We start from the raw sequence: 26,969 nt of genomic DNA on the forward strand, positions 1-26,969 counted from the left end.
TTGGAACTTTATGAAACAGATAAAAAAATACTTGATTCTGATGGTGACTTGTCTTGTTGTATTATCTGGATGCAGTCTGCCTGGTTTAGGCGGTGGTCGTGCAGATGATGATTCAGTAGAAATTACATCACTTGCAACAAGTGAGTCTCAAATCATGTCACATATGGTGCGCTTAATGATTGAGCACGAAACAAAAGATAAAATCAAACCGACATTAATTAATAATATGGGTTCAAGTACCATCCAACATAACGCGTTGATGAACGGTGACGCGAATGTTTCAGGTACACGTTATACAGGTACGGACTTAGTCGGTGCTTTAGGTGAAGATCCAATTAAGGATCCTAAAAAAGCAATGAAAGTCACACAAGAAGGATTCGATAAAAAATTCAATCAAAAATTCTTTGATTCTTACGGTTTTGATAACACGTACGCTTTCATGGTGACAAAAGAAACAGCAGAAAAATATGACTTAGAAACAGTTTCTGACTTAAAGAAACATGAAAAAGAGTTACGCTTAGGTGTAGATAGTTCTTGGTTGAACCGTAAAGGTGACGGTTATCCAGGATTCAAAAAAGAGTACGGCATTAGTTTTAATACTGTACGTCCAATGCAAATCGGTTTAGTTTATGATGCATTGAAAAGTAAAAAACTAGATGTTGCATTAGGTTATTCAACTGATGGACGTATCGCGGCATATGACTTGAAAGTATTAAAAGACGATAGAAAATTCTTCCCGCCATATGATGCGAGTCCAGTTGCTAAAAAAGATTTATTAAAGAAACATCCTGAAATTAATACAGCATTGAAAAAATTAGAAGGCAAAATTTCAACAGAAGAAATGCAGCATTTGAACTATGAAGCAGACGGACAAGGTAAAGAACCTGCAGTCGTAGCCGAAGAGTTCTTACAAAAACATAATTATTTCGAAGATAAGAAAGGCGGGCAAAAATAATGAAAGGTAATTTATTCCAACAGCTGATTGAATACTATTCATTGAACGCCGGTTATCTGTGGGGACTTTTCTTCCAACACTTACTTATGTCAGTTTATGGCGTCATCTTTGCTGCGATTGTCGGAATTCCAATTGGTATTCTGATTTCAAGGTTCGGCAAATTATCTAAGACTGTCATTACTATTGCGAACATCATTCAAACAGTTCCTGTTATCGCAATGTTAGCCATTCTGATGTTAGTCATGGGATTAGGTCCAACAACAGTTGTAGTCACTGTATTCTTATATGCCTTATTACCGATTATTCAGAACACATACTCAGGTATTATCGGTGTCGATGCCAATATCAAAGATGCTGGTAAAGGTATGGGCATGACAGGTAATCAAGTATTGCGTATGATTGAATTACCACTAGCTTTATCAGTGATTATCGGTGGCTTACGTATCGCATTAGTTGTCGCAATTGGTGTTGTAGCGGTTGGTTCATTCATCGGTGCACCGACACTTGGTGATATTATCATCCGTGGTACAAACGCGACAGACGGCACAACATTCATTCTTGCAGGTGCGATTCCAATTGCTTTAATCGCAGTCATCATCGATATTGTTTTAAGATTCTTAGAAAAACGTCTCGATCCTGTGAAGAAAAGAAAACCGAAAGGTCCACTACCTCAAGGTGTAGATGGGTAATTAAATTAGAAGGTATCGCATGCAAGATGATTTCATCTGATATGCGATACCTTTATCATTGGTATTGAAACTAATCATAAGGAGGAACTTATTATGGCATGGTTACAAGTTAATTATGATTCAATCACATTAGGTAAAGAACAACGCTTTAATGCATTTTTACCAGAAGAACCTTCACAATTTGAAACAGGTAAACCCGCAAAAGAATTACCTGTGCTTTTATTACTACATGGTTTATCAAGCGATGAAACATCTTATTTAAGATTTACAAGTTTAGAACGTTATGCGAAAGAACGTCAAATCGCAGTGATTATGCCAGCAGGCGATCACAGTGGTTATGCGAATATGGGTTATGGTCATAATTATTATGATTATGTATTAGAAGTATTTGATTATGCACTTCAAATCTTACCGTTATCTAAACGTCGTGAAGACCACTTTATCGCAGGTCATTCTATGGGTGGTTATGGCACAATCAAATATGCATTAACACAAACAGAGCGCTTCTCTAAAGCAGCACCATTATCTGCAGTTTTTACACCTGATTGGTTGATGAATATAGATTGGCATGACTTCTCTAAACATGCGATATTAGGAGAGAAAACAGCGGCTAGAGGAACAGAACTTGACCCTTATTACTTGGTAGATCAAGCAATAGAAAAAGGATTAGATATTCCGGAATTATTGATTATGTGCGGTACAGAAGATGATTTATACCAAGACAACCGTGATTTCATCAGTTATTTAGATGACAAAAAAATCGCATATCAATTCGAAGATGGCCCAGGTAAACATGACTATGCATACTGGGATAAAGCAATTGAATATGCATTAGATTGGTTCTTAAAAGATAGAAAATAATATAGAAATCAGCGAAATAGAAACACAGTGATAAAAAAATTCCCCTCAAACTCAAAAATAGGTTTGAGGGGATTTTTTATATCATTTTCTATTCTTGTTAAACAGCTGAAAGGTTAAGTAGGACGATAGGCATCAATCACAGTATTTAACATGTTATAGATATATTCATCTGTAAGCACTTCAGGTTTAATTAAGATATTAAAATAAATCGGTGAGAAGATTAAATCAATAAACATATCTTGATGTTCCTCTGGTATATAAGGTGCGCTGACCTGTTTTAACATCTGACGATATTGGTTGAAATAATCTTCCATAAAGTGATTGCGCAAGTCATTCTCTTCATTGGTTAATAAGATTTGAATGACTGCTTTACCTAATGGTGTTTTATAAAGACGTGTGATTTTAATCAAAGTGGCATATAAATCTTCAAAGAAATCACCTTGAAGTGTGACATCAGAATGTGCCTTGTTTAAAAACATATCAATAATCATACTGTCTTTATCTTTCCAACGACGATAAATAGTCGCCTTTGAAATCTGTGTATTTTCAGCTAATTCATCTATAGTAATAGAATTATAGGATTCACGTTCTAACATTTTGCCTAACTCATCAAAAATCCTTATATTTATCTTCGGATCTTTTGGTCTGCCTGCCATATTAATGACCTCGTTTCAAATGTGCTAGTTTCTCTACTATCTCAAAAATGATGATTGCGCTCAAGAACCATGCAATTAAACCAACGAAAATACTGAGAATCCAGTTGTTTGTCCAAACTAACATCAACCAAGTAGCTAAGATGTTGAATAAAACACCTGTCATACCGAATACTGCACCATTACTGACATGAGCTGCAACTTTGTCACCATATTGGATACCAGAAGCAATTAAAGCGATTAAGAATACAGCTGGAAATACTGCGAAGATACCGCCGAATTCTTTCCATGGAATAATAACAGATACTATATAACTCAAGCAGACGGACATGCCGCCGGCTAAAAATTTAACCAATAGCATTTTCATTTTTTATTCAAACCTTCGATTAAATATGTTTCAGTGCTAGGATGATACAAGATAAAACAAACCAGCAGGCGATAGAGAATACTGCGCCTTTTCTATATCCGATATGTTTTACCGCGATTGCTGTTAAAGCGACACTGATAATACAGCCGATAATACCGATAACAGCACCAGCACTTAAGTGGATAGATTCATAAACTAATTTATTGCCGGAAAAGTCAACAGATAATGTGACTAAGGCAGCTAAATAAACAGCTGGGAAAGTAGAAAAGATACCACCCAATTTGCCGCCGAGTTTTGACGCGATAACAGTCGCCAAAGTAACAGCCAATCCACCGAATATAAAGCGGATGATCAAGCTTATTAATGAAATGCCGAACATAATGAAAATTCATCCCAATCTATATAGTTTTAAAACGAAACGTATCGTTTACTAATAGTGTAATACGCACATATTTTCTTGTAAACAGGATACAACTCTTCATAATTGAACATTTAATGAAAACTTTAAATTAAAACGCTTACATTTAATTCATGTTAATAAATCAAAAAAATAGAGACAGGTCATCCTGTCTCTAAACGAATGGAAAATTAAAGCTGTGGTAGGTAAGAGGTCTTACAATAAAATTGTTGCTAAGAAAGGAACGATTGCGACAACAATGACACCCACTAATACAACCGCGATGCTCGCCATTGAAGTTTCTGTTTCACCAAGTTCTTGTGCTGCAGAAACACCGAGTGTATGGCCACTTGTTCCTAACGCTAGTCCACGTGCAATCGGATTATCAATGTGGAAGAAGCGTAATAGTTTATTACCTAATGCATAAATAATGACTGCGTTTAAAATCACTGCTAAAGATGTTAATTCTTTTACGCCGCCGATACCATCTGATACAGGTAAAGCGATGGCAGTTGTCGCAGCTTGCGGAATCATTGATGCCACAATACCGCTTCCGAATTGGAATAATTTAGCGAATGCATAGATACCGAAGATTGCGATGACTGTACCTAATGCAATACCGCTGAAAATTTTAACCCAATATTTTTTAAGTACGTCACGTTTTTTATACAACGGAATCGCAAAACAGATAGTTGCAGGTTCTAAGAAGAAGTTGATAATGTCTCCGCCGATTTTATAGTTTTCATAACTGATCCCAGTTACCTTTAAAAACGCAATCCCAAAGACCATACTGACAAATAATGGTGCTAATAAGAAGAAACCATTGGTCTTTTTAAAGAAGTATGTGGCAACTAAGAAAGGAATCACAGATAACAAGATACCAAAATACGGTGTGTTAATGCCTAAATGTTCAATCATACATGATCCTCCGCAACTCTATTGTGATGTTTGACTGAATGTTGTTCAGATTTACGTTTAATAGGTGAACCCTTTACTAATATTTGAGAAACAAATCCAGTACAAAGTAGTAATAAAACAGTTGAAATAATAATCAACAAGATAATTAATATCGGACTCTTGCTTAAAATACCAAGTGAGTTGATGACTGAAATACCAGCCGGTACGAATAGGAAACCGATATTGTTTGTCAGCGCAGTTCCCACGCCTTCAACTTCACCGAGTTTAATGATGCCTGTTGAAAGTGCGATGAACATCAATACTAAACCAATCACTGATGCCGGCATTGGAATAGGGATGAAACTTTCGATAATTTTTGAAATTAATAAAATGATACTGATGACAAGGACTTGATGTAAGAATGAATACGCTTTTGCTGTTTTGCTTGCTTTTTTAACGTTTGCTTGTGCTTTTTCCATCGTGGATTGCCTCCGTTCGTTTCTTTATCTTGTCTTTAGTTTAAGACGAAAAAACGAGATTGTGTGCGTTTTCACGATGAGATGCGAGTATTCGTATGCGAGTTGCACTAATCAGAAGTTGAAATTCAGAGTAATATTTCTAGAATGTAAGCGAAGCAATCTGAGTTGCTGAAAAATAGAATTGAAATACAAAAAAGCCTAGTTTCTTGTAAAGTGGAAACTAGGCTTTTGTCGTTTGATTGATTAGAGTTATTCTAACCCAATAGTTTGTTTAAATGCTTTCATATAAGAACGACTGACTTGTACTTTGAGATCATTGGTCATAGTAACTTGATACGTATAATTGAACCAAGGTTCTACAGTTTGAATATGTGCTTTGTTGATAATGGTCGCGCGGTGAATACGAATAAATTGTTTCTCATCTAAACGCTTTGCGTAATTATTCATAGGTTCTGATGTTTCATAATCATGGGTTAATGTATGCAGCGTTGTTCTTTTATTATTTACTGTTAGGGCGATAATATCTTTTTGATTCAACACATAGATACGTTCATCTACTTCAATCGGTAAGACTTCAGGTGCTTTGTCTGTGGATTTTTGTTTCTGCTGTTGATGGTTCGTCACTTCTGATTTAACTTCAGTTTCTGTTTTTGTATGAGTTTGCAGTTGAGCAGCCACGCGGGCAACTGCCGCGTCAATACGCGCTTGTTCAAACGGCTTCAGTATATAATCTGTCGCATTCAGTTCAAAGGCTTTTACCGCAAAGTTGTCATGTGCTGTCGCAAAGATAATATAAGGAGGTTGACGCATTTTCTTAATTTTTTCAGCTAAATCCAATCCGCTTTCATCCATCAGATGAATGTCTAAAAAGATGACATCATACGTATCGTATAATAATTTTTCTAAGGTTTCTGAGATTGTTTCAGCTTCTTCTATTTTGTCGAATTGACCATTTTGTGTCAGTAAGTAATTTAATTCATTACGTGCTAATGGCTCATCATCTACGATTAAAGTTTTCAAATCAATTGACCTCCTTCGTCACTCTGTGTGCGATATGGAATGGCACAACGGACTGTTGTTCCATCTTCATTAGAATTAATTTTCAACATAGACATTGGTCCATATAGACCCGATAATCTCAAATTCAAGTTTTCTAACGCACTGCCTGTACCGCCAGATTCAGAATGTACAATGGCTTTGCCGATATAAGGCATTTTGTTTTTAGGAATGCCCATACCATTATCTTTAACAGTGAGATATAAGTAATGAGCTTCGAGTTTTACTGTAACTTTGACATTGTTGTTAGAACGACGATTTCTAAACGCATGACGAATAGCATTTTCGACCAAGACTTGGATGATAAACGGTGGTAAGAGTGCATGTTGTGCTGCTGGATCAATGTCAAAGTCGATGTTGAAGCGGTTAGGGAAGCGTGCTTGTTCTAATGAAAGATAAGCTTCAACTTGTTGTAATTCTTTATCAAGCGTAATGGTGTTATTGCGCGCACCTTGTAAGTTAGAACGGAAGAATTGGCTCAGTTGCAGTAATAAATTACGCGCTTTTTCACTATCAATTCTGACTAAAGCAGAAATTGTATTAATCGCATTAAAGAAGAAATGAGGATTAACTTGCGCTTGTAATGACTTGATTTCAGCGTCTTTTAATAACTTGCTTTGTGTTTCTGCTTGGCCAAGTTCCAGCTGACTTGAGAAAATATTGGCTAGACCTGTGGCTAATTGCTTTTCCACAAAGGTTAATCGATGTGCATCTGTAAAATACAGTTTTAACGTACCGACTACTTTGTCTTTAATATGAAGCGGAATCACTATGGCGGCTTCTAATGGACAATTCGGATGGTGACATCCGATTTCTTCACGTGAATGTGCTTCTTTGATTTTTCCACTTTGAATCACCGTTTTAGATAAATCTGTAATAATCGCTTTTTGCGGCACATGATGATCACTGCCTGCACCGACATGCGCTAAAATATCATGACGATTGGTAATCGCAACCGCTTGGACTTGCATTAAATCCTTAATGATTTGTGCGGCTTTAAAAGCAGATGCTTCAGTCAAACCTTCTCTGAAGTAAGGCAAAGTTTCATTAGCCAGTTGTAAGACATCATGAGTTTGAACTCCACGCATTTGTTCTTCTTGTTTAATTGTAGAAATAATAATAGATAAGAAAATTGCGGTACCGATACTGTTCATTAAAGTCATTGGAATCGCAATGAAACTCACAAGCGACCAAGCATGACCAGAATGTTCAGCAAACAACAGAATACATGTCATTTGAATGACTTCTAATAACGCACCGACAATGACACCTAAGAAAATAGGAGGGTAGCGTCGTGCTTTTAAATAGTAACGGCCGACATAGCCTGACACAAGCGCAATTAAGATAGAAGATACGAAATATGTAAAAGCATTCGCACCACCGATATAAAATCGATAGATACCTGAGATAATCCCTACAACTAAAGCGACACCAGGCCCGCCGACGAGACCTGAAACACCGATAGTCAACACACGTGTATTTGCGAGTGAAGTATCAGGAGCTAAATGAGTATAGAGTTGACCTGATAAAATTTGAGAATCTCTAATCACGACGCCCGTTACGTTAGAGAGCAAAGCAAAGATGACAAACATAATCGCAAGCTGCCATTTCGCACGCCAAGTTTCTCGATGATGCATCAAATTCTTGAAATAATTGAAGTTCATCAAGAGGTAAGCGAGCAAAATAATCAAGCCGACACGTTCGAGTAAAAGCATAAATAAGTTGAGCATTGAAATCACCTGTAATGTTCGAATTTTGTGACAACATAATCATAATTAATTATATTCTATACTATTGATGTAAAGTAACACTTATATTTAAGCGGAATCGCATGTATTTATAGAATTTAAGTTGAAATTGTTGTAAGATATTTCATATATTGAAAATGATAGGTTTAGTTTATATTGCTATTGTAGCATAAGCTAAATCGCTATTTTTTTCGATTTTTTTGCAGGGGTATAGGAGGAATTAAATATGACAGCAACAAGACCGTTCAAAGGTGACAACAGATTGTTGTTAGGTATCATTCTTGGGGTCATCACATTCTGGCTGTTCGCACAGTCTGTATTGAATGTGGTACCGACACTTCAAGAATCCTTTAGTTCAAATGCAGGAACGATCAATATTGCGGTCAGCTTGACAGCGTTATTCTCTGGTTTGTTCGTTGTGGGGGCCGGAAGTATCGCAGATAAAATCGGGCGTGTCAAGATGACGTATATTGGATTAATCCTCAGTGTCGTGGGCTCACTGTTGATTATTGTTTCCAATTTATCAGCATTATTGATTATCGGTCGAATCATTCAAGGTTTTTCTGCAGCTTGTATTATGCCTGCTACTTTAGCCATTGTTAATGAATATTACCAAGGCAAAGATAGACAAAGAGCATTAAGTTATTGGTCAATCGGTTCATGGGGTGGTTCAGGTATTACGTCATACTTTGGCGGATTAATGGCCACATTCGTAGGTTGGCGTTGGATTTTTATTGTATCTATTATTGTCGCTATTTTAGCGATGATTCTAATACGTCACACACCTGAAACAAAAGCTTCAAGAGATAGTGATGTGCGTAGTCACAAATTTGACGTTGTAGGTTTAGTAGTTTTAGCGATTATGATGTTAAGTTTAAACGTGATTATTACACAAACATCTCACTTCGGATTCTTATCACCATTGATTTTAAGCTTAACTGTTGTGTTTATTGTTTCAGTTATTTTCTTCTTAATTTACGAGAAGAAATTACAGAACCCATTAATTGACTTTGGCTTATTTAAACACAAAGGTTACTCTGGTGCAGTGATTTCAAACTTCGCGTTGAACGCTGTAGCCGGAACTTTAATTGTCGCAAATACGTATTTCCAACAAGGACTCGGATTTACATCTAACCAATCAGGTATGATGAGTATCACATATCTTATCACAGTACTTGTGATGATTCGTGTCGGAGAAAAAATCATGCAGAAACTTGGGGCCAAACGTCCGATGTTATACGGATCGTTATTGAACGCAGCAGGGATGTTACTGATTGCTTTAACATTCTTGCCGACAGGTATTTATGTCGTATCTAGTGTCATTGGCTATCTGCTATTCGGTTTAGGGTTAGGTATGTATGCGACACCATCAACAGACACAGCTGTAACAAGTGCACCAGACAATAAAGTCGGCACTGCATCCGGTATTTATAAAATGGCATCATCACTGGGTAACGCATTTGGTATTGCGATTTCAGGTACGATTTATGCCGTTGTATCTGAGAGTGTCAACTTGCAAGTAGGCGCAATGGCAGGTATCGGTTTTAATATCTTATTAGGCCTTATTGCGTTTGTTACAGTATTATTCTTAGTTCCAAAATCACAAGGCGAAACTTATTAATAAAAAATGTTCCACGCAAAAAAATAATAATGAGAAACGTATGACAGCAGAATAGAAATGAAAAGAAGGAGCAGTACTTGTTGTTTAGTTTATGAGGGAAACTAAACAATGAGAACTGCTCTTTTTTATGTTCAAAAGTATTGAATTTTATAATTTAGGTCGATTTGATTTAAGTAAGATACAACTGTTGAAATAAAGCACACTGAGTATCAATGTGAGTAGACTGCCGAGACCTATCAGTAATACAACAGGTGGAAAGACACTAAAGGCAATAGACCAGCTAGCATCTTTTAATAACCATGAAGGCATAACCCAAGTACTATAAAGCAAGCCGATGATGATAAGTACGGTTAGACTTATTGATAATTTATTTAGCCAACTTGATTTGTTTAAGTGTCTATGTTGTTTAAGAAGATAGCTGTTTCTTATGCAAGCTGCACATAACACAGTGAACATTAAAATAACCCACCATAAAGTAATAGTTAATAACACAAGATTATCCGCTGCTGTTTGATGCAGTGCTGTGAAGTTTTGATAATGTTCAATTTGGTAGAGTAATGTTTGTGCTAAATCAGGTAAACCAGGCGCGTTCAAATTTGCTAAAAGGATGACCGCATTTTGATACTTGGTATCTAAAATAATCATTGATGAATAATTAGGTAATGTACCAGGATGTAAGACTTGATTTGAGTACTGATCAATAAACCAGCCAGCGCCATAGCCATTCATATGTGATTTGTCAGGCACATCTGTCAACAGTGTGTGTGATTGTTTAATGAGTGCTTGATTTGAAGCGGATGGTTGTAAGTTCATTTTCACAAAAGGAATCAAATCAGTTGTACTGCTGATTAAGTAAGCGGCAGGTGTATCACCACGGAAATAATCAGGGTCATTTGCTTTAACATCTCTTCCTCCTAATACATAACCTTGTGCTTTTGCGGCTTGCTGCTTATCTGTTTTAAAGAAAGCATGATCCATGTGAAGCGGTTTAAGAAAATGCTTATGCATATAATCTTCATATGAAGTGTCTGTCACTTCTTGTATAACTAAGCCTAAGATATTGTAATTCATATTAGCATAGTTAAAAGAATCGCCTGGTTTGTTTCTTAAAGCCTCATGATTCAGACTTTCTACACGTCCCTTTAAGTTATCTTTCTTTGTTGGCACTTCACCTTCTTGATCTGGTGACATTTGATCATCAATACCGCTGGTTTGAGCGAGTAACATCTTTAAGGTGATATCTTGTTCATGTCCTTGATAGGTTAAATGAAGCCAAGGTAAATAATTTGAGACAGGTGCCTCTAATTTAACTTTGCCTTGCTTAGCAAGTTCTAAAATAGCTAAGCCTGTGAAAGCTTTTGTATTAGATGCGATTTCATAACGTGTCTGCGCATCAGCTAAGGTATGTTGTTTGAGATCGGCATACCCATAGCCTTTATTTAAAGCGACTTCGTTACGTTTAATGAGCGCAACACTTAATCCAGGTATGTGATCTTCCTTCATGGTTTTTTCAATACGATGATCGACCAATTGATTTAATGTCTGGTGTTTAAAATGATTTACTGAATACTTTGTATAAGAAAATACCAAGCTATAACTTATACTTAAAAATAAAACAGAGGTAATAACTAAAAGTAATATGTAAGAGTAAATGGATTTTGTTTTCACAATGTGTGTGCTCCTGTAAGTTTAGTTTTTATTATTATAGCACGGGGTTTGATTCATGTGAGAGGTGAGAAATATTTGTGAACAGTTTATAAAAATGTAGGTAAAATGTGAAAGTTCTATGTAATTTAAATAAATTGACTGTACTTTTCTAAAGAATAGGAGTATGTTTTTGCCATTCAAAACATGAAGAGTCTAGAGGTCCTTAGATATGAATATAAAACAAATAAAACACATATTGATCGGAACACCTAAACGTAACAGGGAGTTATCGAGTGAAAAAATAAGTAAAGTCAAAGCTTTAGCTATCTTATCTTCAGATGCGTTATCATCTGTTGCCTATGGTCCAGAACAGATTTTATTAACATTGACTGCACTTAGTGTTTTGGCGACATGGTATACCTTACCGATAACCGCAGGTATTTTAGTCTTATTAGTTGCTTTAGTTTTGTCTTATAGACAAGTGATATATGCATACCCTCATGGGAGGCGGCGCATATACTGTCACGAAATATAATTTAGGAGAAAAGTTATCATTGTTGGCTGGCGGTGCACTGTTAGTAGATTATACATTAACGGTCGCAGTTAGTATTTCTTCAGGAGCAGATGCTTTTATCGCTGCGTTTCCTGCTTTATATCACCATAAAGTATTGATAGCTTGTCTGCTTGTCATCATTATTTTGATTTTGAATTTAAGAGGGGTGACAGACTCTGCGACAGTATTGTCATTTCCAGTTTACTTATTCATTTTCGGAATGTTGATATTGATTGGGTATGGTGCATTTAAAGTAGTGACCGGTCAAACGACACCAGAAGTTCACGCGTCTATTGGTACAGCAGTACCTGGAGTAACGTTATTTTTATTACTACGTGCTTTTTCTTCAGGGGCATCGTCATTAACTGGTATTGAAGCAATATCGAATGCGGTGATGGATTTTAAAGATCCGGCACCTAAAAACGCCGTCAAAACGTTGATTGCGATGGGAACTATCCTCGCGTTGATGTTAGTAGGTATTGTTGGTTTATCGTATTGGTATGGCATTGTACCGAAACTTCAAACTACAGTACTTTCACAACTTGCGGCACATGTATTCGGACAAAATGTTGCCTTTTACTTTATTCAAGCATCTACAGTATGTATTTTGATTTTAGCTGCGAATACAGGGTTCACCGCCTTTCCATTGCTTGCGGCGAATATGGCACAAGATAAATACATGCCACATATGTTTACAGTCAGAGGTGATCGTTTAGGTTACTCAAACTCTATGATTATCCTAGGCGGTGTTGCGATTGTATTGATTATGTTATTTAAAGGACGTACTGACAGTTTAATTCCTTTATATGCGACAGGTGTCTTCATTCCATTTACACTTGCGCAATACGGTATGGTCGTAAAGTGGGTTAAAGAACGTCCGAAAGGTTGGTTCTTTAAATTAATCGCTAACGCAATCGGCGGTACTATCACACTCGTAGTCTTTATGATTTTTCTGATTACAAAGTTCTCACAAGTATGGCCGATATTAATTTTCTTGCCTTTAGTTGTAATGGGATTATTACGTATTCGTACGCATTATCACAATATTGCTGAAGAGTTGCGAACAGACAATTTCTTTAAAGCGATGCGTCATGTTGATAAAAATTTAGCCTTGATACCAGTCAGTTCGGTATCTTCTATCGTAGATAAATCTATTGCCTACGCCAAAATGACATCTGATCACATTATTGCGGTTCATGTATCGTTTGATGAACATCAAGATCAAAAGATGTTAGAGAAATGGCAAGCACGTTATCCCAATATTCGTTTGGTCATGTTACATTCGCAATATCGCAGTGTAGTTAAACCCTTAGCACGCTTTATTGATAAAATTCGAAGCAAAGCTGAAAATGATCGCTTTGTGATTACCGTTATTGTCCCTCAGATTATTACGAATAAAACATGGCAGAACTTACTGCATAACCAAACAGGTATTTTATTAAGATGGACATTGTTTTATCAAAAAAATTGTATCTTAGCCATGATTCCTTTGAAATTGAAGAAATAAGTTGTTGGGCGCATGGTATATAAAGAGGGAAGCGACTATAAAACGAAAGCCAAGAACACTGACGTTCTTGGCTTTTTTGAGATTTATTCTTTTGTTTCACGCATTTTTGCGACATTCGCATGTGCGTTGTGTTTATATTTCTGATAGAAAATAATGACGATAATAAACCAAATCGGTGATACAAATAGTGCATTTCTTGTTTCTTCTGTAAAGAATAACAGTACATAGGCAAACAAGAAGAAGAGTAACACAACGATACCGGCATATGGACCACCTGGTAATTTAAAGTCATTCGTTTTATGTTCCTGCTTGTTTTTAAAGGCATAAATAATGTATGAAATGATAATCAATGTCCAAACAAATAAGTAAAGTACGGTTGATAGTGTTGTGACATAGATAAATAACTGTACTGCATTAGGGAAGACATAGTTCAATAATGCTGCGAACAGTAATAAAATTGATGAAATCAACATTGAAATATGCGGTACACCACGGTGATTGACTTTACCTAATGCTTTAGGACCTAAGCCTTGTTCAGCTAAACCGAATAAAATACGGCTGTTTGAATAAATACCACTGTTAGTAGCTGACGCTGCAGCTGTAATAACTACAAAGTTCACAAGACTTGCGGCGAATGGAATACCAATCAAGCCGAAAACTTTAACGAATGGACTTGAGTTTTCACTTAAAGTATTCCAAGGAACCACAGATGTGATAATGATTAATGAACCGACATAGAATAATAAGATACGAATCGGTACATTATTAATGGCTTTCGGAATCGTATTAGCACGGTCTTTCGTTTCACCGGCAGTTACACCGATCAATTCTATACCAATAAATGAATAGATTGCCATTTGGAAAGCCATTAAGAAGCCGAAAGCACCATTAGGGAATAATCCGCCATGACTGACTAAGTTTGAAAAGCTTGCTGTACCATGTTCAGTTTTTACTGACATGAAAATTAATACTAGTCCTACTACGATCAATGCGATGATAGTTATAATCTTAATTAAAGCAAACCAGAATTCTAGTTCACCAAACAACTTTGCGCCTAACAAGTTGAATGAAATTAAGATTAATACCACGAATAGCACTGAAATCCAGTTAGGAACATCAGGCAGCCAATATGAAATATATTGACCGATAGCTGTTAAGTCAGACATGCTTGATGCAATCCAACAAAACCAGTAGGTCCATCCAATCACAAAACCGCCGAATGGTCCTAGATATTCATTAGCAATATCTACAAATGAATTAAAACGTGTGTTGCTTAAAAGTAACTCGCCCAGTCCGCGCATAAACGCAAATAAAAACATCCCAATGATGATATAAGCGATGAAAATGCTCGGACCTGTTAATTTAATCGTTTGGCCAGATCCTAAAAAGAGACCTGTACCAATTGCCCCACCAATCGCGATTAGCTGTATATGCCTATTGCTGAGGTCTTTTTGTAATTTCTGTCCCAAAATTTTTGCACCCTTTCGGATTTGTATATGACAAAGGGGTTGACGTTAAATGATGTTAATAATGATATAAAAAATTTCAGGACATTGCAATTGTTAATGTATAAATATAAAAAACTTTTATGAAGTACATAATTTAAAACTATCAAAAATTTTGTTATTTTTTAGCTGGTTTGGGTAAGCATTTTCTATAAATTTTCTGTGGCTTCTGTCGCATGATACAAACATAAACGACCGGCTGAGTCATAGCTTTGACGCATTTTATCTTTCGGGATTTGAATCACTTGATAACGTGAAGGGATCAAAGCCGGAACATAGAGTTTACGACCAAATTGTGCCCATAATGGATCAATATAAAAATAGTTGTTTTGGTCATATCCGATTAATAAGGTGATATGAATGTTTGAGACCCATTCTTTACGTGTGTCATCGACTCTGAACGTTCTACGCTGCGGTTTTTGGCCCAGTACTGTGTGATAAATCAACACAGGTTGACCTGCATCGATAATACGTTCAAGTTCAGCTAATGATTTACCAGTACCATCTTTAATACGTGTGTCGTATTGTTTCAAGTAGGGAACAAATGCATTTGGGAAAATCGTTTGATGTGCACCCGGTTTAATCATTAAGAAATGACCGACGTAGCCTTTATTCGGATTGCTTGGATGTGTCGGCCAACGCTTCATTAAAGAAATAGGGTGGACAAATATATGATTATAATCCAGCAGCATAGATGCGGCAGTGCCTTCACAGCCCATGACCATAGGAATTGGAGAGAGCTGACTTTTTGGTTTAACATTTAGTATTTTCTTCATTTTTGATAACTCCCCATCGTTCATCATTACTCTTATTATAAAAGTTGTACATGACTGAGTATATTACTTTGTCTCAGAAAATATAAAAAAGAGCGAGACTGTTGTCTCACTCTCATTCATGTTATTTAACTTGAATTAATTTGTGTAACCAAACGTTTAAGACGATGACTAACACACTAGTGATTAAGATAATCACAATAAATGGACCGACGCTTGTACCACCTTGAATACCAACTAATGGTGCGATAATACCGCCGATGATAAATTGGAATAAACCAAGTAAACTTGAAGCATTACCGCTTCCCCCAGAACGTTCTTCAATCGCTAAAGAGAAACCAAGCGGTCCAATACCTGTTACCGGCCATACCATAATAAAGAAAGAAGCTAATAATAACGGTAATGGTAAATGGAAACCAGTTGTGATGACCACAAGGATCACACCAAATACTTGAATACCTGTTAAGATATGCAGCAATTTCTCTCTTTCAATATACTTCACCGCAAATGCGGTAATTTGACTCATCGCAATTAATCCAATACCAATTACCGCATACATCCAACCGAATGCTTGAGGTGACATATGGTAAATTTTTTGTGTGATGAAAGGTGAAGCGGCTGCGAAACTGAAAAGCATCACGTAAGTAAAGCCTTGCATCAACATTGGAATGACAAAACGCGCTTTGCTTAATAAGTGACCGAAGTCTTTAAAAATTGCGCCGAAATTTAAGCGTACATTTGCCGTATCACGTGTTTCTTCCATCTTAATAAATGCAATTGAGAAAATCACTAATGAAATCAGTGTTAATGCCGCAAAAATCATTTTCCATGATGTAAATGCTAAGGTATAACCGCCGATTAATGGTGCAATAATCGTAATAATACCATTAACCACAAGCAAAGTTGCGATCATTTGCGTTAAGCTTGCACCTTCATATTGGTCACTGACAGTTGCTCTTGCGATTACAATTGCGCCGCCTCCAAGTAACCCTTGAATAAAACGTAAGACTAAGAAGACATTAATAGATGACACAAAGACACAAGCTAAAGAGACAACCGCAATACCGATTAAAATCGATAACACTGTTTTCTTACGTCCATAAACATCAGAGAGTGGACCGAAAACAAATTGTCCTAGTGCCATACCGATCATGACAAAGGATAAAGTAAGTTGTGATGTTGAAGTAGAAACACCGAAATCATCCCGCACTTGAGGAAGAGCAGGGTTATACATGTCTACCAACATCGGACCGAAAGCGGTCATAGCTCCTAAAACTATAATCATAATAATAGGGAGCCGTGATTGTTCAGTTTTGACCATTTGAGATAACTCCTATTCTGTTAATCAATTATTATGGTTAATTGTAACGTAAATCAGCGGCTTGTGTGTATATTTTTTTCAGTGCGACAGAAAATAAGTGAAATACAGAATTTAGAAGTGCTATAATAACGTTGAATTATCGATTTTTAGAAGAAAAGTGATGGTGCACGATAGATGAAGTTAACACAAACACATTTTGAAATTATCAAATTTATTATAGTAGGCGGTATTAATACCTTCAATTATTACATTGTATATTTATTATTGTTGAAAGTGATAGGTATCAATTATCTTGTCAGCCATATTACAGGTTTTGTAGTCAGTTTCATTATTTCGTACTATTTGAATTGTTATTTTGTATATAAAGTCAAACCGACATGGCGCAAATTTATTCAATTCCCTTTAACGCAAGTTGTAAATATGGGCATGCAGACAGTATTATTATATGTTTTTGTACAATGGTTCCACATTTCATCAGTGATTGCACCATTTGCAGGGTTAATCATTACCATTCCTGTCACGTTTGTATTATCTAAATACATATTAAGAGATTAATACGAAGCAAGATAAGACACTTTTCAACAAAGGACTTATCTTGTTTTTTCTATGTTTCCACTCACGGCATAGATTTAATTAATATTTAGGTTAGGCTAACTAAAAAATTAGCACAAGAAATAAAAAAATAATTAAAAATAAAAAAATTGAAAGTGGTTATGAAATGCCGCATACTAAACATGAATTAAAGAAAAGGTGGGACATTCCATGTCGCAAACACTTAATTTACGACGCGCACAAAAAGGTGCGTATTTAAGTTTAGTTACCTATGTTGTACTATCTATTGTTAAATATGTTGTAGGTACGTTGTATCATTCTGCGGCAGTCAGAGCCGATGCATTAAACAATATGACTGATATTTTAGTTTCAATTGCGGTTATTGTCGGTTTGAAAATTTCAATCAAACCTGCTGATCGTAATCATCCTTATGGTCATTTAAAATCAGAAAACATTGCTTCATTACTTGTTTCGTTCATTATTATGTTCGTCGGGGTTCAAGTTATGATGCAAAACTTCCCGCGTTTGTTTTTAAATGATTATCATACACCGACACCGATTACGATTATTGTCAGTATTGTCAGTGGGTTTGTCATGCTTGGTGTGTCTTACTATAATTTCCGTTTAGCAAAACAAACCAAAAGCCGCTCACTCCATTCTTCGGCAGTAGACAACATGTCTGACAGTATTGTCAGTTTAGGAACTGGTATCGGCTTGATATTTACACAATTCGGTTTACCGATTGTCGATATTATTCTCGCAACGATTTTAGGTGCGTTAATCGTTTATACAGGCTTTTCTATTTTCAGAGAAGCAATCTTCACATTAAGTGATGGATTTAATGAACGTGACTTAGAAAATTATCGTCAAGATGTGTTAGAAGTGTCAGATGTCATTGCGGTCAACAGTATTAAAGGACGTTATCACGGCAGCAGTGTATTCGTGGATGTGACCATTGCGGTAGAACCAGACTTAACATTACAAGAAGCGCATGCTATTTGTGACCGAGTTGAAACACATATGCATAGTAAAGGTGTATCTTCGGTTTACGTACATCCAGAACCATATCATCCTGAAGAAGAATCTCATGAAGTGCATCATTCATAAATAGGGTAAACAGTACTTAAGCCATTGCTTAGGTGCTGTTTTTATTTGAAGAGATTTAACATCAAGCGACATATGTTCATCATTTTGTTTTTATAGAGTAAAAATGTGACAAATTTTCTATCTTTTCATTTTAAGCTAAAAATTATGAGATGTTGTATAAAAAAGTGGTAAAATATGAGATGAAAAGTGATGTATATCAAATTGAGCGCTTTTCTTAGAAGAAAGGAAGGGTATATATGCCTCAATTAATATTATGCCGACATGGTCAAAGTATTTGGAACGCAGAAAATTTATTTACTGGATGGACAGATGTTGATTTATCTGACCAAGGTAAAGAAGAAGCAACGACTTCAGGTGATCGCTTAAAAGCAGAAGGAATCAAAATTGATGTTGCCTTCACATCCGTATTAAAAAGAGCTATCAAAACAACTTACTATTTACTTGAACGCTCTGATCAATTATTTATTCCAGTTCATAAAACTTGGAGATTAAATGAAAGACACTACGGTGGATTACAAGGTTTAAACAAAGATGCTGCACGTCAAGAATTCGGTGAAGAACAAGTGCATATTTGGCGTCGTTCTTATGACATCGCACCTCCAGAAGCTACAGCAGAACAACGTGAAGCAGATTTAGCTGATCGTAAATACAGTGATTTAGATGCACGTGTTGTACCGACTTCAGAAAGTTTAAAAGATACATTAACACGCGTTATTCCTTATTGGGATGATCAAATTGCGCCTGAACTTTTAACTGGTAAAACAGTATTAGTTTCAGCACACGGTAACTCATTACGTGCGTTAATCAAACATATTGAAGGGGTATCTGATGAAGATATCGTAGGTTATGAAATTAAAACAGGTTCACCTTTAATCTATGAATTAGATGACAATTTGAACTTTGTTTCTAAAAGATATTTATAAAGCAATAGATGAATCATGAAAGGGCAGCGGTTATTTTACCGCTGTTTTTTTCATATATGTAAAAAAGCCTGAGCAACCTTGGAAGTAGGGTGCTCAGGCTATAATTTTGCAAATGACCAATCGCGTTTAATAGACTACAACTATTAATTGTCTAGGAATAAAAAGTTAAGGGAATGTTTTTTGAAATACTGTTTATATCCAGCTGCAGAGGTGTGCTTAATGGGTAGAGCACAAATAAGTGTTTGTGAAAAACGTCTTGGACATAAAATCTGTGAAAATTAATGTTAAAGGATCATTTGCAAAGTATATGGAAAACGTTATTTATTATTACGTTTATGTGCCTTGATAATCTTTAACGCACGTTTACGCGTTTTGATATTCGGGCTACTTAAATTACGTCTTGCTGTTGCTAAATCTTGTTTCATTTTCTTTCGCCTCCTAATCGTATTTCCTATTATGCATGAAAAATACATGTTTGTAAATAGGAATGATTACGATTTATAAAATTAATTGAGAAACGTTCTCAATATCGTCACATTTTAAATCGGTTAAGTCTGAGTAATTTGTATTGACGGAAGTTATGACTTGGCTTAAAATATTAAGTATTCCGATTAGATTGATAAGGATAAAAGGAGAAATGTTATGAAGAAAATTTTGTTAGCAGTATTCACACTAGTTATTGCGGTGGCACTCGCAGCATGCGGCAATGGTTCAAATGATAAAAAGTCATCAGATAAAGATGATAAAACATTTGTAGTTGGGACAGAAGGTACATATGCACCTTTTACTTTCCATGATAAAGAAGGTAAGCTGACTGGCTATGATATTGATGTTACAAAAGCAGTAGCGAAAGAAATGGGTTATAAAGTTAAATTTAAAGAAACACAATGGGACTCAATGTTTGCTGGACTAGATTCAGGTCGTTTTGATGTGATCGCAAACCAAGTCGGTATTAATAAAGAAAGAGAACAAAAATATAAATTCTCGAAACCATACACATTCTCTAAAGGTGTTTTGGTTGTGAACAAAGATAATACAGACATCAAAAGTTTTGATGATGTCAAAGGTAAGAAAATGGCACAAACATTCACATCTAACTTCGGTGAGTTAGCGAAGAAAAAAGGTGCTGAATTAGTAAAAGTAGATGGTTTTAACCAATCTGTAGATTTGATTCAGTCTCATCGTGCAGACGGTACATTTAACGATAATTTATCTTACTTAGACTATATTAAGCAAAAACCTAATGCGAAAATTAAAGTGATTGAAGGCAATGCAGAAAAAAGTAAAACAGCATTCACGTTCTCTAAGAAAACAGATGACAAAACGATCAAAGAAGTTAACAAAGCTTTAGATAAATTAGAGAAAAATGGTGAGTTAGCTAAAATAGGTAAGAAATGGTTTGGTCAAGATGTTTCTAAACCTTAATGCGATTGTGCTAAATGACCAGCAGCAACACGCATGGGACGCAGCACAACAAGCATTCTTGCCGATGCTTGGCGGTTTATTAAAATATTCTATTCCCATCACGCTGGTAACGTTTGTATTAGGTTTACTTATCGCATTATTTACAGCTTTAATGCGTATTTCTACAAGTAAGATATTGCGTAGTATTGCACGTGTTTATGTTTCAATTATTCGAGGCACACCGATGATTGTGCAGCTTTTTATCATATTCTATGGTTTGCCGGAACTTGGCAGATTGATTACGAATAATCCAGATACCCAGTGGACACTGCCTTCAGTTGTGGCTGCGATTATAGGATTATCTTTAAATGTAGGTGCTTATGCATCTGAGATAATTCGTGGTGGTATTATGTCTATTCCGAAAGGTCAGACAGAAGCGGCATATTCAATTGGTATGAATTACAGTCAAACAATCAGACGTATTATTTTGCCTCAAGCAATCAGAGTGTCGGTACCGTCATTAGGTAATACTTTCTTAAATTTATTGAAAGATACATCATTAGTTGGGTTTATCTTAGTAGCTGAAATGTTCAGAAAAGCACAAGAAGTTGCATCAACAACTTATGAATATTTAACAATTTATATTCTGGTTGCTTTAATGTACTGGGTAGTATGTTTTATTATCTCAGTGATTCAGTCATACTATGAAGCTTACTTAGAAAGAGGGTATCGCGCATGATTGAATTAAAAGGAATCAAAAAGGCATTTGGAGATAAAACAGTGATTAAAGGTGTCGACTTAGAAGTCGCTGAAGGTGAAGTTGTAACATTAATCGGACGTTCTGGTTCAGGAAAGACAACTTTATTACGTATGATGAATGCGCTCGAATTACCGACAGAAGGTCAAGTTTTTGTAAATGGTGAAACTTATACGAATGAGGATAAGAAATCACAAATTCGTGTACGTAAACAATCTGGCATGGTATTCCAAAACTATAATTTATTCCCCCATAAAACAGCAGTTGAAAATGTCATGGAAGGCTTGATTGTCGTAAAGAAAATGGCTAAAAGTGAAGCGAAAGCCCGTGCTGAACACTTACTAGAAAAAGTGGGTTTGACGCATGTGAAAGATCAGTATCCTATTGCTTTATCTGGTGGTCAACAACAACGTGTGGCAATTGCGAGAGCATTAGCGATGAACCCTAAAGTGATGTTGTTTGATGAACCGACTTCAGCACTGGATCCAGAGTTAGTGGTTGAAGTCTTACGTGTTATCAAAGAACTTGCTCAAGAAGGTATGACGATGGTTATCGTCACGCATGAAATGAGATTTGCGAAGGAAGTCTCAGATAAAACTGTCTTTATCAATGAAGGTCAGATTGGTGAACAAGGTCCTCCATCTGAGTTGTTTGAACATCCTAAAACAGAAGCATTACAACGCTTCTTAAATGTAATTCAAGAACAATAATAATAGGAAGTCTTCGGTTAATTCATAATCGAAGGCTTTTTATTTTTATTTAAGTCGTTTCAAACTAGAAAGGTGATGCTTTCAGGTGTATGATGAGGTTTGTGAGTATAAAAATAGAGTGAGTAGAAAAAATATAAGACAAGAAGTCGATTCGCATCAAAGAAGTAAAACTCATGAATCGAGGCGTAAATGAAATGAAAAAATGGTTATTATTTATTAGTACTGTTATTTTGGCAGTCATTGTTCAAGGCTGTTCTCAAAAAGATCCTGATTTAGCAGGTAAAGACGATAAAATTAAAATTGTAGAGTTCGCGGACTATAAATGTCCTTACTGCAAGAAAGTAGAAGACCATATCATGCCGACACTGAAGAAAGATTATATCGATAAAGGTAAAGCTGATTATCAAATGGTTAATGTGGCTTTCTTAGGTAAGGATTCAATTATCGGTTCACGTGCCGGACATGCGGTTAAAATTTATGCGCCGAAACAATATTTAAATTTCCAACAAAAAATCTATACAGAACAACCTGAAACAAAAGATCATAAAAAACCATGGATTAATGAAAAATTACTAGATGGTCTGATTGATGAACTCAATATCTCAAAACAAACAAAAGAAGAGATTAAAAAAGATTATAAAACCAAAGACAGCAAGTCATATAAAGCAGCTGAAAAAGATAAAGCTTTAGCGAAAGAAAAAAAGATAGACACAGTACCAGTAGTTTATATTGATGGACAGATTGTAAAAGACCCCTATCAATTTAAAGACTATAAAAAATTACTAGAAGAATAAGTTCAAAAGACAGTTTGTGTGGTGAGGCGTCACGATGCAAACTGTCTTTTTTATATTTAATCTGATTTCCTATTCTTGTCTTTAGTATGTGTAAGTGATAAAATACTTTGATATAAAACGTAACGATTACGATTTAAGTTTATATAGAGATTGATAGAGAGATAAGGAAAGGAAGTAATAAATAATGCAACATTACCGTGTAGCAATTATAGGTGCAGGTGCAGCAGGTGTCGGCATGGCAATTGCGTTCCAACAAATAGGTTTAGATGATAATGATATGATTGTGATTGATAAAGGTAAGGTCGGACAATCTTTCTTAAATTGGCCGAAGTCTACAAGAACAATTACCCCTTCATTCACAACGAATGGTTTTGGTATGCCGGACATTAATGCCGTGTCTACTGAAACTTCTCCAGCTTATACATTTAATGAAGAACACGTTTCAGGTGAAACGTACGCAGATTACTTACAAACAGTAGCCCAACACTATGAACTTCCGATACAAGAAGATACTGCCGTTGAAAAAGTTGAGTTTGTCGACGGACATTATGAAATTGAAACAAATCAAGGTTTAATCACAAGTGAATATATCTTTGTAGCGACAGGAGATTTCTCATTTGCGCGTAAACCATTTAAGTATGGTCAGCATTATAGCGAAGTAGAAGACTTTACGAAAATGCTGGGTGATGAATATATCATTATCGGCGGTAATGAAAGTGCCTTTGACGCGGCGATTTGTATGGCTGAACAAGGAAAGCAAGTTTCTATCTATACGCATTCAACAGGTTTAGAAGATGAACATGCTGATCCAAGTATTCGTTTATCACCATATACGCATCAACGCTTACGTAAAGCAGTCCAACAAAGCGCTATGATTGAATTGAATGTGGGTTACACTGCATCTAAAATTTCATTTTCTGATGTAGACCGTAAATATGTGATCCAGTTTAATAATGGTAAGCAAGCAACATCAAAAAATGAACCGATTTTAGCAACTGGTTTTGATGCGACAACGAATCCATTAGTCCAACAACTATTCAGTACACAAGATGGTGACATTGAGTTAACAGATAATGATGAATCAACACGCTATCCAAATGTCTTCTTAATCGGCCCAACTGTACGTCATGCGGATGCGATTTTATGTTATATCTATAAATTCCGTGCACGTTTTGCGGTGCTTGCGACAACAGTGTTAGAAAGAGAAGCATTAGAAATTAATGAGGAAGCGGTTGAAGTTTATAAAAACAATAATATGTATTTAGATGACTACAGCTGCTGTGAAGTGGACTGCTCATGCTAGAAGTTAAATTCAACTTAGCAAACGGGCAAACCACTGATATACCAGATGGCACACATCAGTTGAAGTTGATCGGCTTTAAACATTTAACAACTGCGCAGCAATTTTTGCTGCGCCAGTTTATTACGAAAGAACATATTCATGCGTCGCCATATCAAGCAGTGGTTTCAGATAATACACAAACACAATATGATATTCAGAAATTGAAAGCGTATGTAGAAGCAAGTCGACAACATCATCCAAAGTTTCGTGATACTTTGCTAGGTTGGTTGATTATCTTCCTTATGTTTGCTTTACCGATTTATTTGGCGTATCACTTTTCGGATTGGCTTCAAAATCAATATGTTTCCCATTGGATAGAAATGATGACCACGCATGCGCACACATCATTTCAATGGTTGAACCAAGTACTGTACGGTGATTACGGTGTGTTGTCATTAGGTATTTATTCCTTAGTATGGGCATTGCCTGTGGTCGTAATGATTGGAATTTCCACTGCGGTGATTGATCAAACACAATTAAAACAGTTTGTGGTATGGTCGATTGAACCCACGATGCGTAAAGTAGGGTTGGATGGTCAAGATATTATTCCGGTTTTAGAAGGTTTTGGTTGTAATGCGGCAGCTATTACACAAGCAAATAGTCAATGTAGCGCTTGTACTAAAACAAGCTGTATGAGTATTATCAGTTTTGGTTCATCGTGCAGTTATCAAATTGGTGCGACACTATCTATCTTTAGCGCTGCCCAACATTCATGGTTGTTTGCGCCTTATTTATTGCTCGTCTTTGCAGGGGGTATTCTGCATAATAAATTATGGTATCGTAAACAAAATAGTTTTCATGTAACACCACCGGTGTATCGCAATCAATTGAAGTGGCCGAGTCTAAAACCCTTGCTGAAACAAATTTGGGGTACGATTGAGATGTTCCTGATGCAGGCGTTACCGATTTTTATTGGCATCTGTATTGTTGTGAGCTTATTAGCTTTGACACCAATTTTAACGATGATTTCTACAATCTTCACGCCATTACTTTACTTACTTCATATTCCAGATAGTATGGCACCAGGGATCTTATTCTCAATGATACGAAAAGACGGTATGTTGTTATTTAATTTTGGTAATGGTGCAGTTTTACAATCATTATCACCAGCCAGTTTATTGGTTTTAGTTTTCTTCAGTTCTACATTTTCATCATGTATGGTGACTGTTTCAATGATGGCGAAACATTTAGGTTTAAAACAAGGCGGAGCGATTATTGGTAAACAAATGGTCACATCAATCGTTTTAACATTAGCCATTGCTTTATTAGCAGGTGTTTTAATTTAATTTCTATAAATGGAAAGAGGCAAATACATGGATATTATTATTATTGGCGGATTTCTAGGCGGTGGTAAGACGACCACTTTAAATCATTTAATTAAAGCTGCACTTCAAAAAGAGTTGCAACCAGCTGTGATTATGAATGATTTCGGTCAAGCCAGTGTCGACAGTCAACTGGTTGAAGGTTCAGTACCGATGGACGAAATTATTGAAGGTTGTATCTGTTGTGCGATGAAAGCAGATGTATCAAAACAATTACATCAGATTTATTTAGATTATCAGCCAGATGTAGTTTTTGTGGAATGTAGCGGTATTGCGCATACACAGTCAGTGATAGATGCCTGCTTGACGCCTGTGCTTGCACCTATTTCTACTATCCGCAGTGTGATCGGTGTAGTAGATGCGACATTATATCAACGTGTTGAAAGTTATCCAGGCGATATGCAAAAGCTGTATTATGATCAATTGTCGTATTGCTCACATCTCTTTATCAACAAAATCGATCGATGTGAGCCTGAAGATATTGCCCCTATCCTTTCTGATTTAACGATTCTTAATCAAGATGCAGAAATATCTGTCGGCAGTTTTGGTCAATTTGAAACGAGCACAGTCTTTTCTAATGAAGTACAAGTTAAAGCAGAAACTATACCTCAAGCTTGTGACTTAGGTCATGCACATTCTGGTATCGGTCATCGTTATTTTGCGTTTAAACATTCGGTTAAACTTGAAGATTTAGTTAAATGGTTTGAAACTTTACCTCAATCGACGTATCGCGCAAAAGGCTTTATACAACTTGCAGAACATCCTCAATTACAATTAGTACAATATGCTGAAGGTCAATTGGAAATAGAACCGATAGATTTACAAAATCAGACAGAACAATATCTTGTAGTTATCGGCAATCAATTAGATAAAATCAAAGTGCCACAGTTTTAAAACGTCACGCTATTCACATCGAATAGCGTGTTTTTTTATTTTAAAGTTAAGGATATCTTAATAGAAATCGGGTAGGCGAAAAATAGAACGAAAATATTTAGACAAAACTGTTGATATATTAAATATATGTGGTAT

General features: G+C 36.0%; 26 protein-coding genes and 1 pseudogene. 15 read left to right on the forward strand and 12 right to left on the reverse strand.

All coding sequences use genetic code 11. The features are described from left to right. Nucleotides 1-10: 10 nt before the first annotated feature. The 3 genes from MUA87_RS02555 (at nucleotide 11) to MUA87_RS02565 (ending at nucleotide 2,505) form a co-directional block, all read left to right on the forward strand. Entirely contained in the window at nucleotides 11-955 is a 945-nt protein-coding gene (locus MUA87_RS02555) for an osmoprotectant ABC transporter substrate-binding protein (RefSeq protein ID WP_002479771.1), read from the forward strand. After that, the gene (locus tag MUA87_RS02560) at nucleotides 955-1,644 is read left to right on the forward strand and encodes an ABC transporter permease (RefSeq protein ID WP_002479770.1); all 690 of its coding nucleotides are present in this window, start codon (nucleotides 955-957) and stop codon (nucleotides 1,642-1,644) included. The genes MUA87_RS02555 and MUA87_RS02560 overlap by 1 nt, the downstream gene beginning before the upstream one ends. Before the next feature lie 93 nt (nucleotides 1,645-1,737). Next, the gene (locus MUA87_RS02565; RefSeq protein WP_023015080.1) at nucleotides 1,738-2,505 is read left to right on the forward strand and encodes an alpha/beta hydrolase; all 768 of its coding nucleotides are present in this window, start codon (nucleotides 1,738-1,740) and stop codon (nucleotides 2,503-2,505) included. A gap of 113 nt (nucleotides 2,506-2,618) precedes the next feature. Here MUA87_RS02565 and MUA87_RS02570 read toward each other — a convergent pair whose 3' ends face one another. The 7 genes from MUA87_RS02570 to MUA87_RS02600 all read right to left on the reverse strand — a co-directional run bounded on the left by MUA87_RS02570 (nucleotide 2,619) and on the right by MUA87_RS02600 (nucleotide 8,084). After that, nucleotides 2,619-3,161, reverse strand: coding sequence for a TetR/AcrR family transcriptional regulator (locus MUA87_RS02570; protein ID WP_262551265.1), 543 nt, complete (start codon nucleotides 3,159-3,161; stop codon nucleotides 2,619-2,621). A 1-nt stretch (nucleotide 3,162) separates the two neighbouring features. Then, on the reverse strand, nucleotides 3,163-3,525 hold the full coding sequence (locus MUA87_RS02575) for a DUF3147 family protein (protein ID WP_002479767.1): 363 nt from the start codon (nucleotides 3,523-3,525) through the stop codon (nucleotides 3,163-3,165). A 19-nt stretch (nucleotides 3,526-3,544) separates the two neighbouring features. Beyond that, the gene (locus MUA87_RS02580; protein WP_002479766.1) at nucleotides 3,545-3,904 is read right to left on the reverse strand and encodes a DUF3147 family protein; all 360 of its coding nucleotides are present in this window, start codon (nucleotides 3,902-3,904) and stop codon (nucleotides 3,545-3,547) included. 234 nt (nucleotides 3,905-4,138) lie between these two features. After that, entirely contained in the window at nucleotides 4,139-4,840 is a 702-nt protein-coding gene (lrgB, locus tag MUA87_RS02585; RefSeq protein ID WP_002479765.1) for an antiholin-like protein LrgB, read from the reverse strand. Further along, on the reverse strand, nucleotides 4,837-5,298 hold the full coding sequence (lrgA, locus tag MUA87_RS02590) for an antiholin-like murein hydrolase modulator LrgA (protein WP_057509971.1): 462 nt from the start codon (nucleotides 5,296-5,298) through the stop codon (nucleotides 4,837-4,839). The genes lrgB and lrgA overlap by 4 nt, the downstream gene beginning before the upstream one ends. Before the next feature lie 249 nt (nucleotides 5,299-5,547). Then, nucleotides 5,548-6,318, reverse strand: coding sequence for a response regulator transcription factor LytR (locus MUA87_RS02595; protein ID WP_262551266.1), 771 nt, complete (start codon nucleotides 6,316-6,318; stop codon nucleotides 5,548-5,550). Next, entirely contained in the window at nucleotides 6,315-8,084 is a 1,770-nt protein-coding gene (locus MUA87_RS02600; RefSeq protein WP_002479762.1) for a sensor histidine kinase, read from the reverse strand. Before MUA87_RS02600 ends, MUA87_RS02595 begins: the two co-directional genes overlap by 4 nt. A 244-nt stretch (nucleotides 8,085-8,328) precedes the next feature. Here MUA87_RS02600 and MUA87_RS02605 point away from each other — a divergent pair, with 244 nt between their 5' ends. Continuing rightward, on the forward strand, nucleotides 8,329-9,723 hold the full coding sequence (locus tag MUA87_RS02605; protein WP_002479761.1) for an MFS transporter: 1,395 nt from the start codon (nucleotides 8,329-8,331) through the stop codon (nucleotides 9,721-9,723). A gap of 147 nt (nucleotides 9,724-9,870) precedes the next feature. Here the strand turns inward: MUA87_RS02605 and MUA87_RS02610 are convergent, their stop codons facing one another. After that, the gene (locus MUA87_RS02610; RefSeq protein WP_262551267.1) at nucleotides 9,871-11,313 is read right to left on the reverse strand and encodes a serine hydrolase domain-containing protein; all 1,443 of its coding nucleotides are present in this window, start codon (nucleotides 11,311-11,313) and stop codon (nucleotides 9,871-9,873) included. 286 nt (nucleotides 11,314-11,599) lie between these two features. Here MUA87_RS02610 and MUA87_RS02615 point away from each other — a divergent pair. Next, nucleotides 11,600-13,430, forward strand: a pseudogene (locus MUA87_RS02615) (APC family permease). A gap of 83 nt (nucleotides 13,431-13,513) precedes the next feature. Here the strand turns inward: MUA87_RS02615 and MUA87_RS02620 are convergent. The 3 genes from MUA87_RS02620 to MUA87_RS02630 form a co-directional block, all read right to left on the reverse strand. After that, complete coding sequence (locus MUA87_RS02620; RefSeq protein WP_023015075.1) at nucleotides 13,514-14,899, reverse strand: amino acid permease; 1,386 nt, start codon at nucleotides 14,897-14,899, stop codon at nucleotides 13,514-13,516. Nucleotides 14,900-15,084: 185 nt separating this feature from the next. Next, nucleotides 15,085-15,711 carry a C39 family peptidase gene (locus MUA87_RS02625; RefSeq protein WP_002479756.1) on the reverse strand — a complete coding sequence of 209 codons (627 nt, stop codon included), beginning with the start codon at nucleotides 15,709-15,711 and terminating at the stop codon, nucleotides 15,085-15,087. A gap of 121 nt (nucleotides 15,712-15,832) precedes the next feature. Beyond that, entirely contained in the window at nucleotides 15,833-17,029 is a 1,197-nt protein-coding gene (locus MUA87_RS02630; RefSeq protein ID WP_002479754.1) for a putative multidrug effflux MFS transporter TcaB, read from the reverse strand. A 174-nt stretch (nucleotides 17,030-17,203) separates the two neighbouring features. On the opposite strand from MUA87_RS02630, the gene MUA87_RS02635 reads away from it, so the two are divergent. The 3 genes from MUA87_RS02635 to MUA87_RS02645 all read left to right on the forward strand — a co-directional run bounded on the left by MUA87_RS02635 (nucleotide 17,204) and on the right by MUA87_RS02645 (nucleotide 19,611). Beyond that, nucleotides 17,204-17,584 (forward strand): GtrA family protein, encoded by a 381-nt coding sequence (locus tag MUA87_RS02635; protein ID WP_002479753.1) that lies wholly within the window; start codon nucleotides 17,204-17,206, stop codon nucleotides 17,582-17,584. A gap of 207 nt (nucleotides 17,585-17,791) precedes the next feature. Next, complete coding sequence (locus MUA87_RS02640) at nucleotides 17,792-18,688, forward strand: cation diffusion facilitator family transporter (protein WP_262551268.1); 897 nt, start codon at nucleotides 17,792-17,794, stop codon at nucleotides 18,686-18,688. 236 nt (nucleotides 18,689-18,924) lie between these two features. Further along, complete coding sequence (locus MUA87_RS02645; RefSeq protein ID WP_002479750.1) at nucleotides 18,925-19,611, forward strand: 2,3-diphosphoglycerate-dependent phosphoglycerate mutase; 687 nt, start codon at nucleotides 18,925-18,927, stop codon at nucleotides 19,609-19,611. A 317-nt stretch (nucleotides 19,612-19,928) separates the two neighbouring features. Here the strand turns inward: MUA87_RS02645 and MUA87_RS02650 are convergent, their stop codons facing one another. Then, complete coding sequence (locus tag MUA87_RS02650; RefSeq protein WP_002479749.1) at nucleotides 19,929-20,036, reverse strand: putative metal homeostasis protein; 108 nt, start codon at nucleotides 20,034-20,036, stop codon at nucleotides 19,929-19,931. A 217-nt stretch (nucleotides 20,037-20,253) separates the two neighbouring features. Here MUA87_RS02650 and MUA87_RS02655 point away from each other — a divergent pair, with 217 nt between their 5' ends. The 7 genes from MUA87_RS02655 to MUA87_RS02685 all read left to right on the forward strand — a co-directional run bounded on the left by MUA87_RS02655 (nucleotide 20,254) and on the right by MUA87_RS02685 (nucleotide 26,834). Next, the gene (locus MUA87_RS02655) at nucleotides 20,254-21,036 is read left to right on the forward strand and encodes an amino acid ABC transporter substrate-binding protein (protein WP_002479748.1); all 783 of its coding nucleotides are present in this window, start codon (nucleotides 20,254-20,256) and stop codon (nucleotides 21,034-21,036) included. Next, nucleotides 21,020-21,754, forward strand: coding sequence for an amino acid ABC transporter permease (locus tag MUA87_RS02660; protein ID WP_023015074.1), 735 nt, complete (start codon nucleotides 21,020-21,022; stop codon nucleotides 21,752-21,754). The genes MUA87_RS02655 and MUA87_RS02660 overlap by 17 nt, the downstream gene beginning before the upstream one ends. Continuing rightward, nucleotides 21,751-22,482 (forward strand): amino acid ABC transporter ATP-binding protein, encoded by a 732-nt coding sequence (locus MUA87_RS02665; protein ID WP_002479746.1) that lies wholly within the window; start codon nucleotides 21,751-21,753, stop codon nucleotides 22,480-22,482. The genes MUA87_RS02660 and MUA87_RS02665 overlap by 4 nt, the downstream gene beginning before the upstream one ends. A 194-nt stretch (nucleotides 22,483-22,676) precedes the next feature. Then, on the forward strand, nucleotides 22,677-23,276 hold the full coding sequence (locus tag MUA87_RS02670) for a DsbA family protein (RefSeq protein WP_262551396.1): 600 nt from the start codon (nucleotides 22,677-22,679) through the stop codon (nucleotides 23,274-23,276). 184 nt (nucleotides 23,277-23,460) lie between these two features. Beyond that, complete coding sequence (locus MUA87_RS02675; protein ID WP_262551269.1) at nucleotides 23,461-24,579, forward strand: NAD(P)/FAD-dependent oxidoreductase; 1,119 nt, start codon at nucleotides 23,461-23,463, stop codon at nucleotides 24,577-24,579. After that, complete coding sequence (locus tag MUA87_RS02680) at nucleotides 24,573-25,904, forward strand: nucleoside recognition domain-containing protein (RefSeq protein WP_262551270.1); 1,332 nt, start codon at nucleotides 24,573-24,575, stop codon at nucleotides 25,902-25,904. Before MUA87_RS02675 ends, MUA87_RS02680 begins: the two co-directional genes overlap by 7 nt. A 27-nt stretch (nucleotides 25,905-25,931) precedes the next feature. Further along, nucleotides 25,932-26,834, forward strand: a complete 903-nt coding sequence (locus MUA87_RS02685; protein WP_060803603.1) for a CobW family GTP-binding protein — start codon at nucleotides 25,932-25,934, stop codon at nucleotides 26,832-26,834. The last annotated feature ends 135 nt before the right edge of the window (nucleotides 26,835-26,969 follow it).

It is taken from the genome of Staphylococcus simulans (genome assembly GCF_025561465.1).
GTDB lineage: Bacteria > Bacillota > Bacilli > Staphylococcales > Staphylococcaceae > Staphylococcus > Staphylococcus simulans.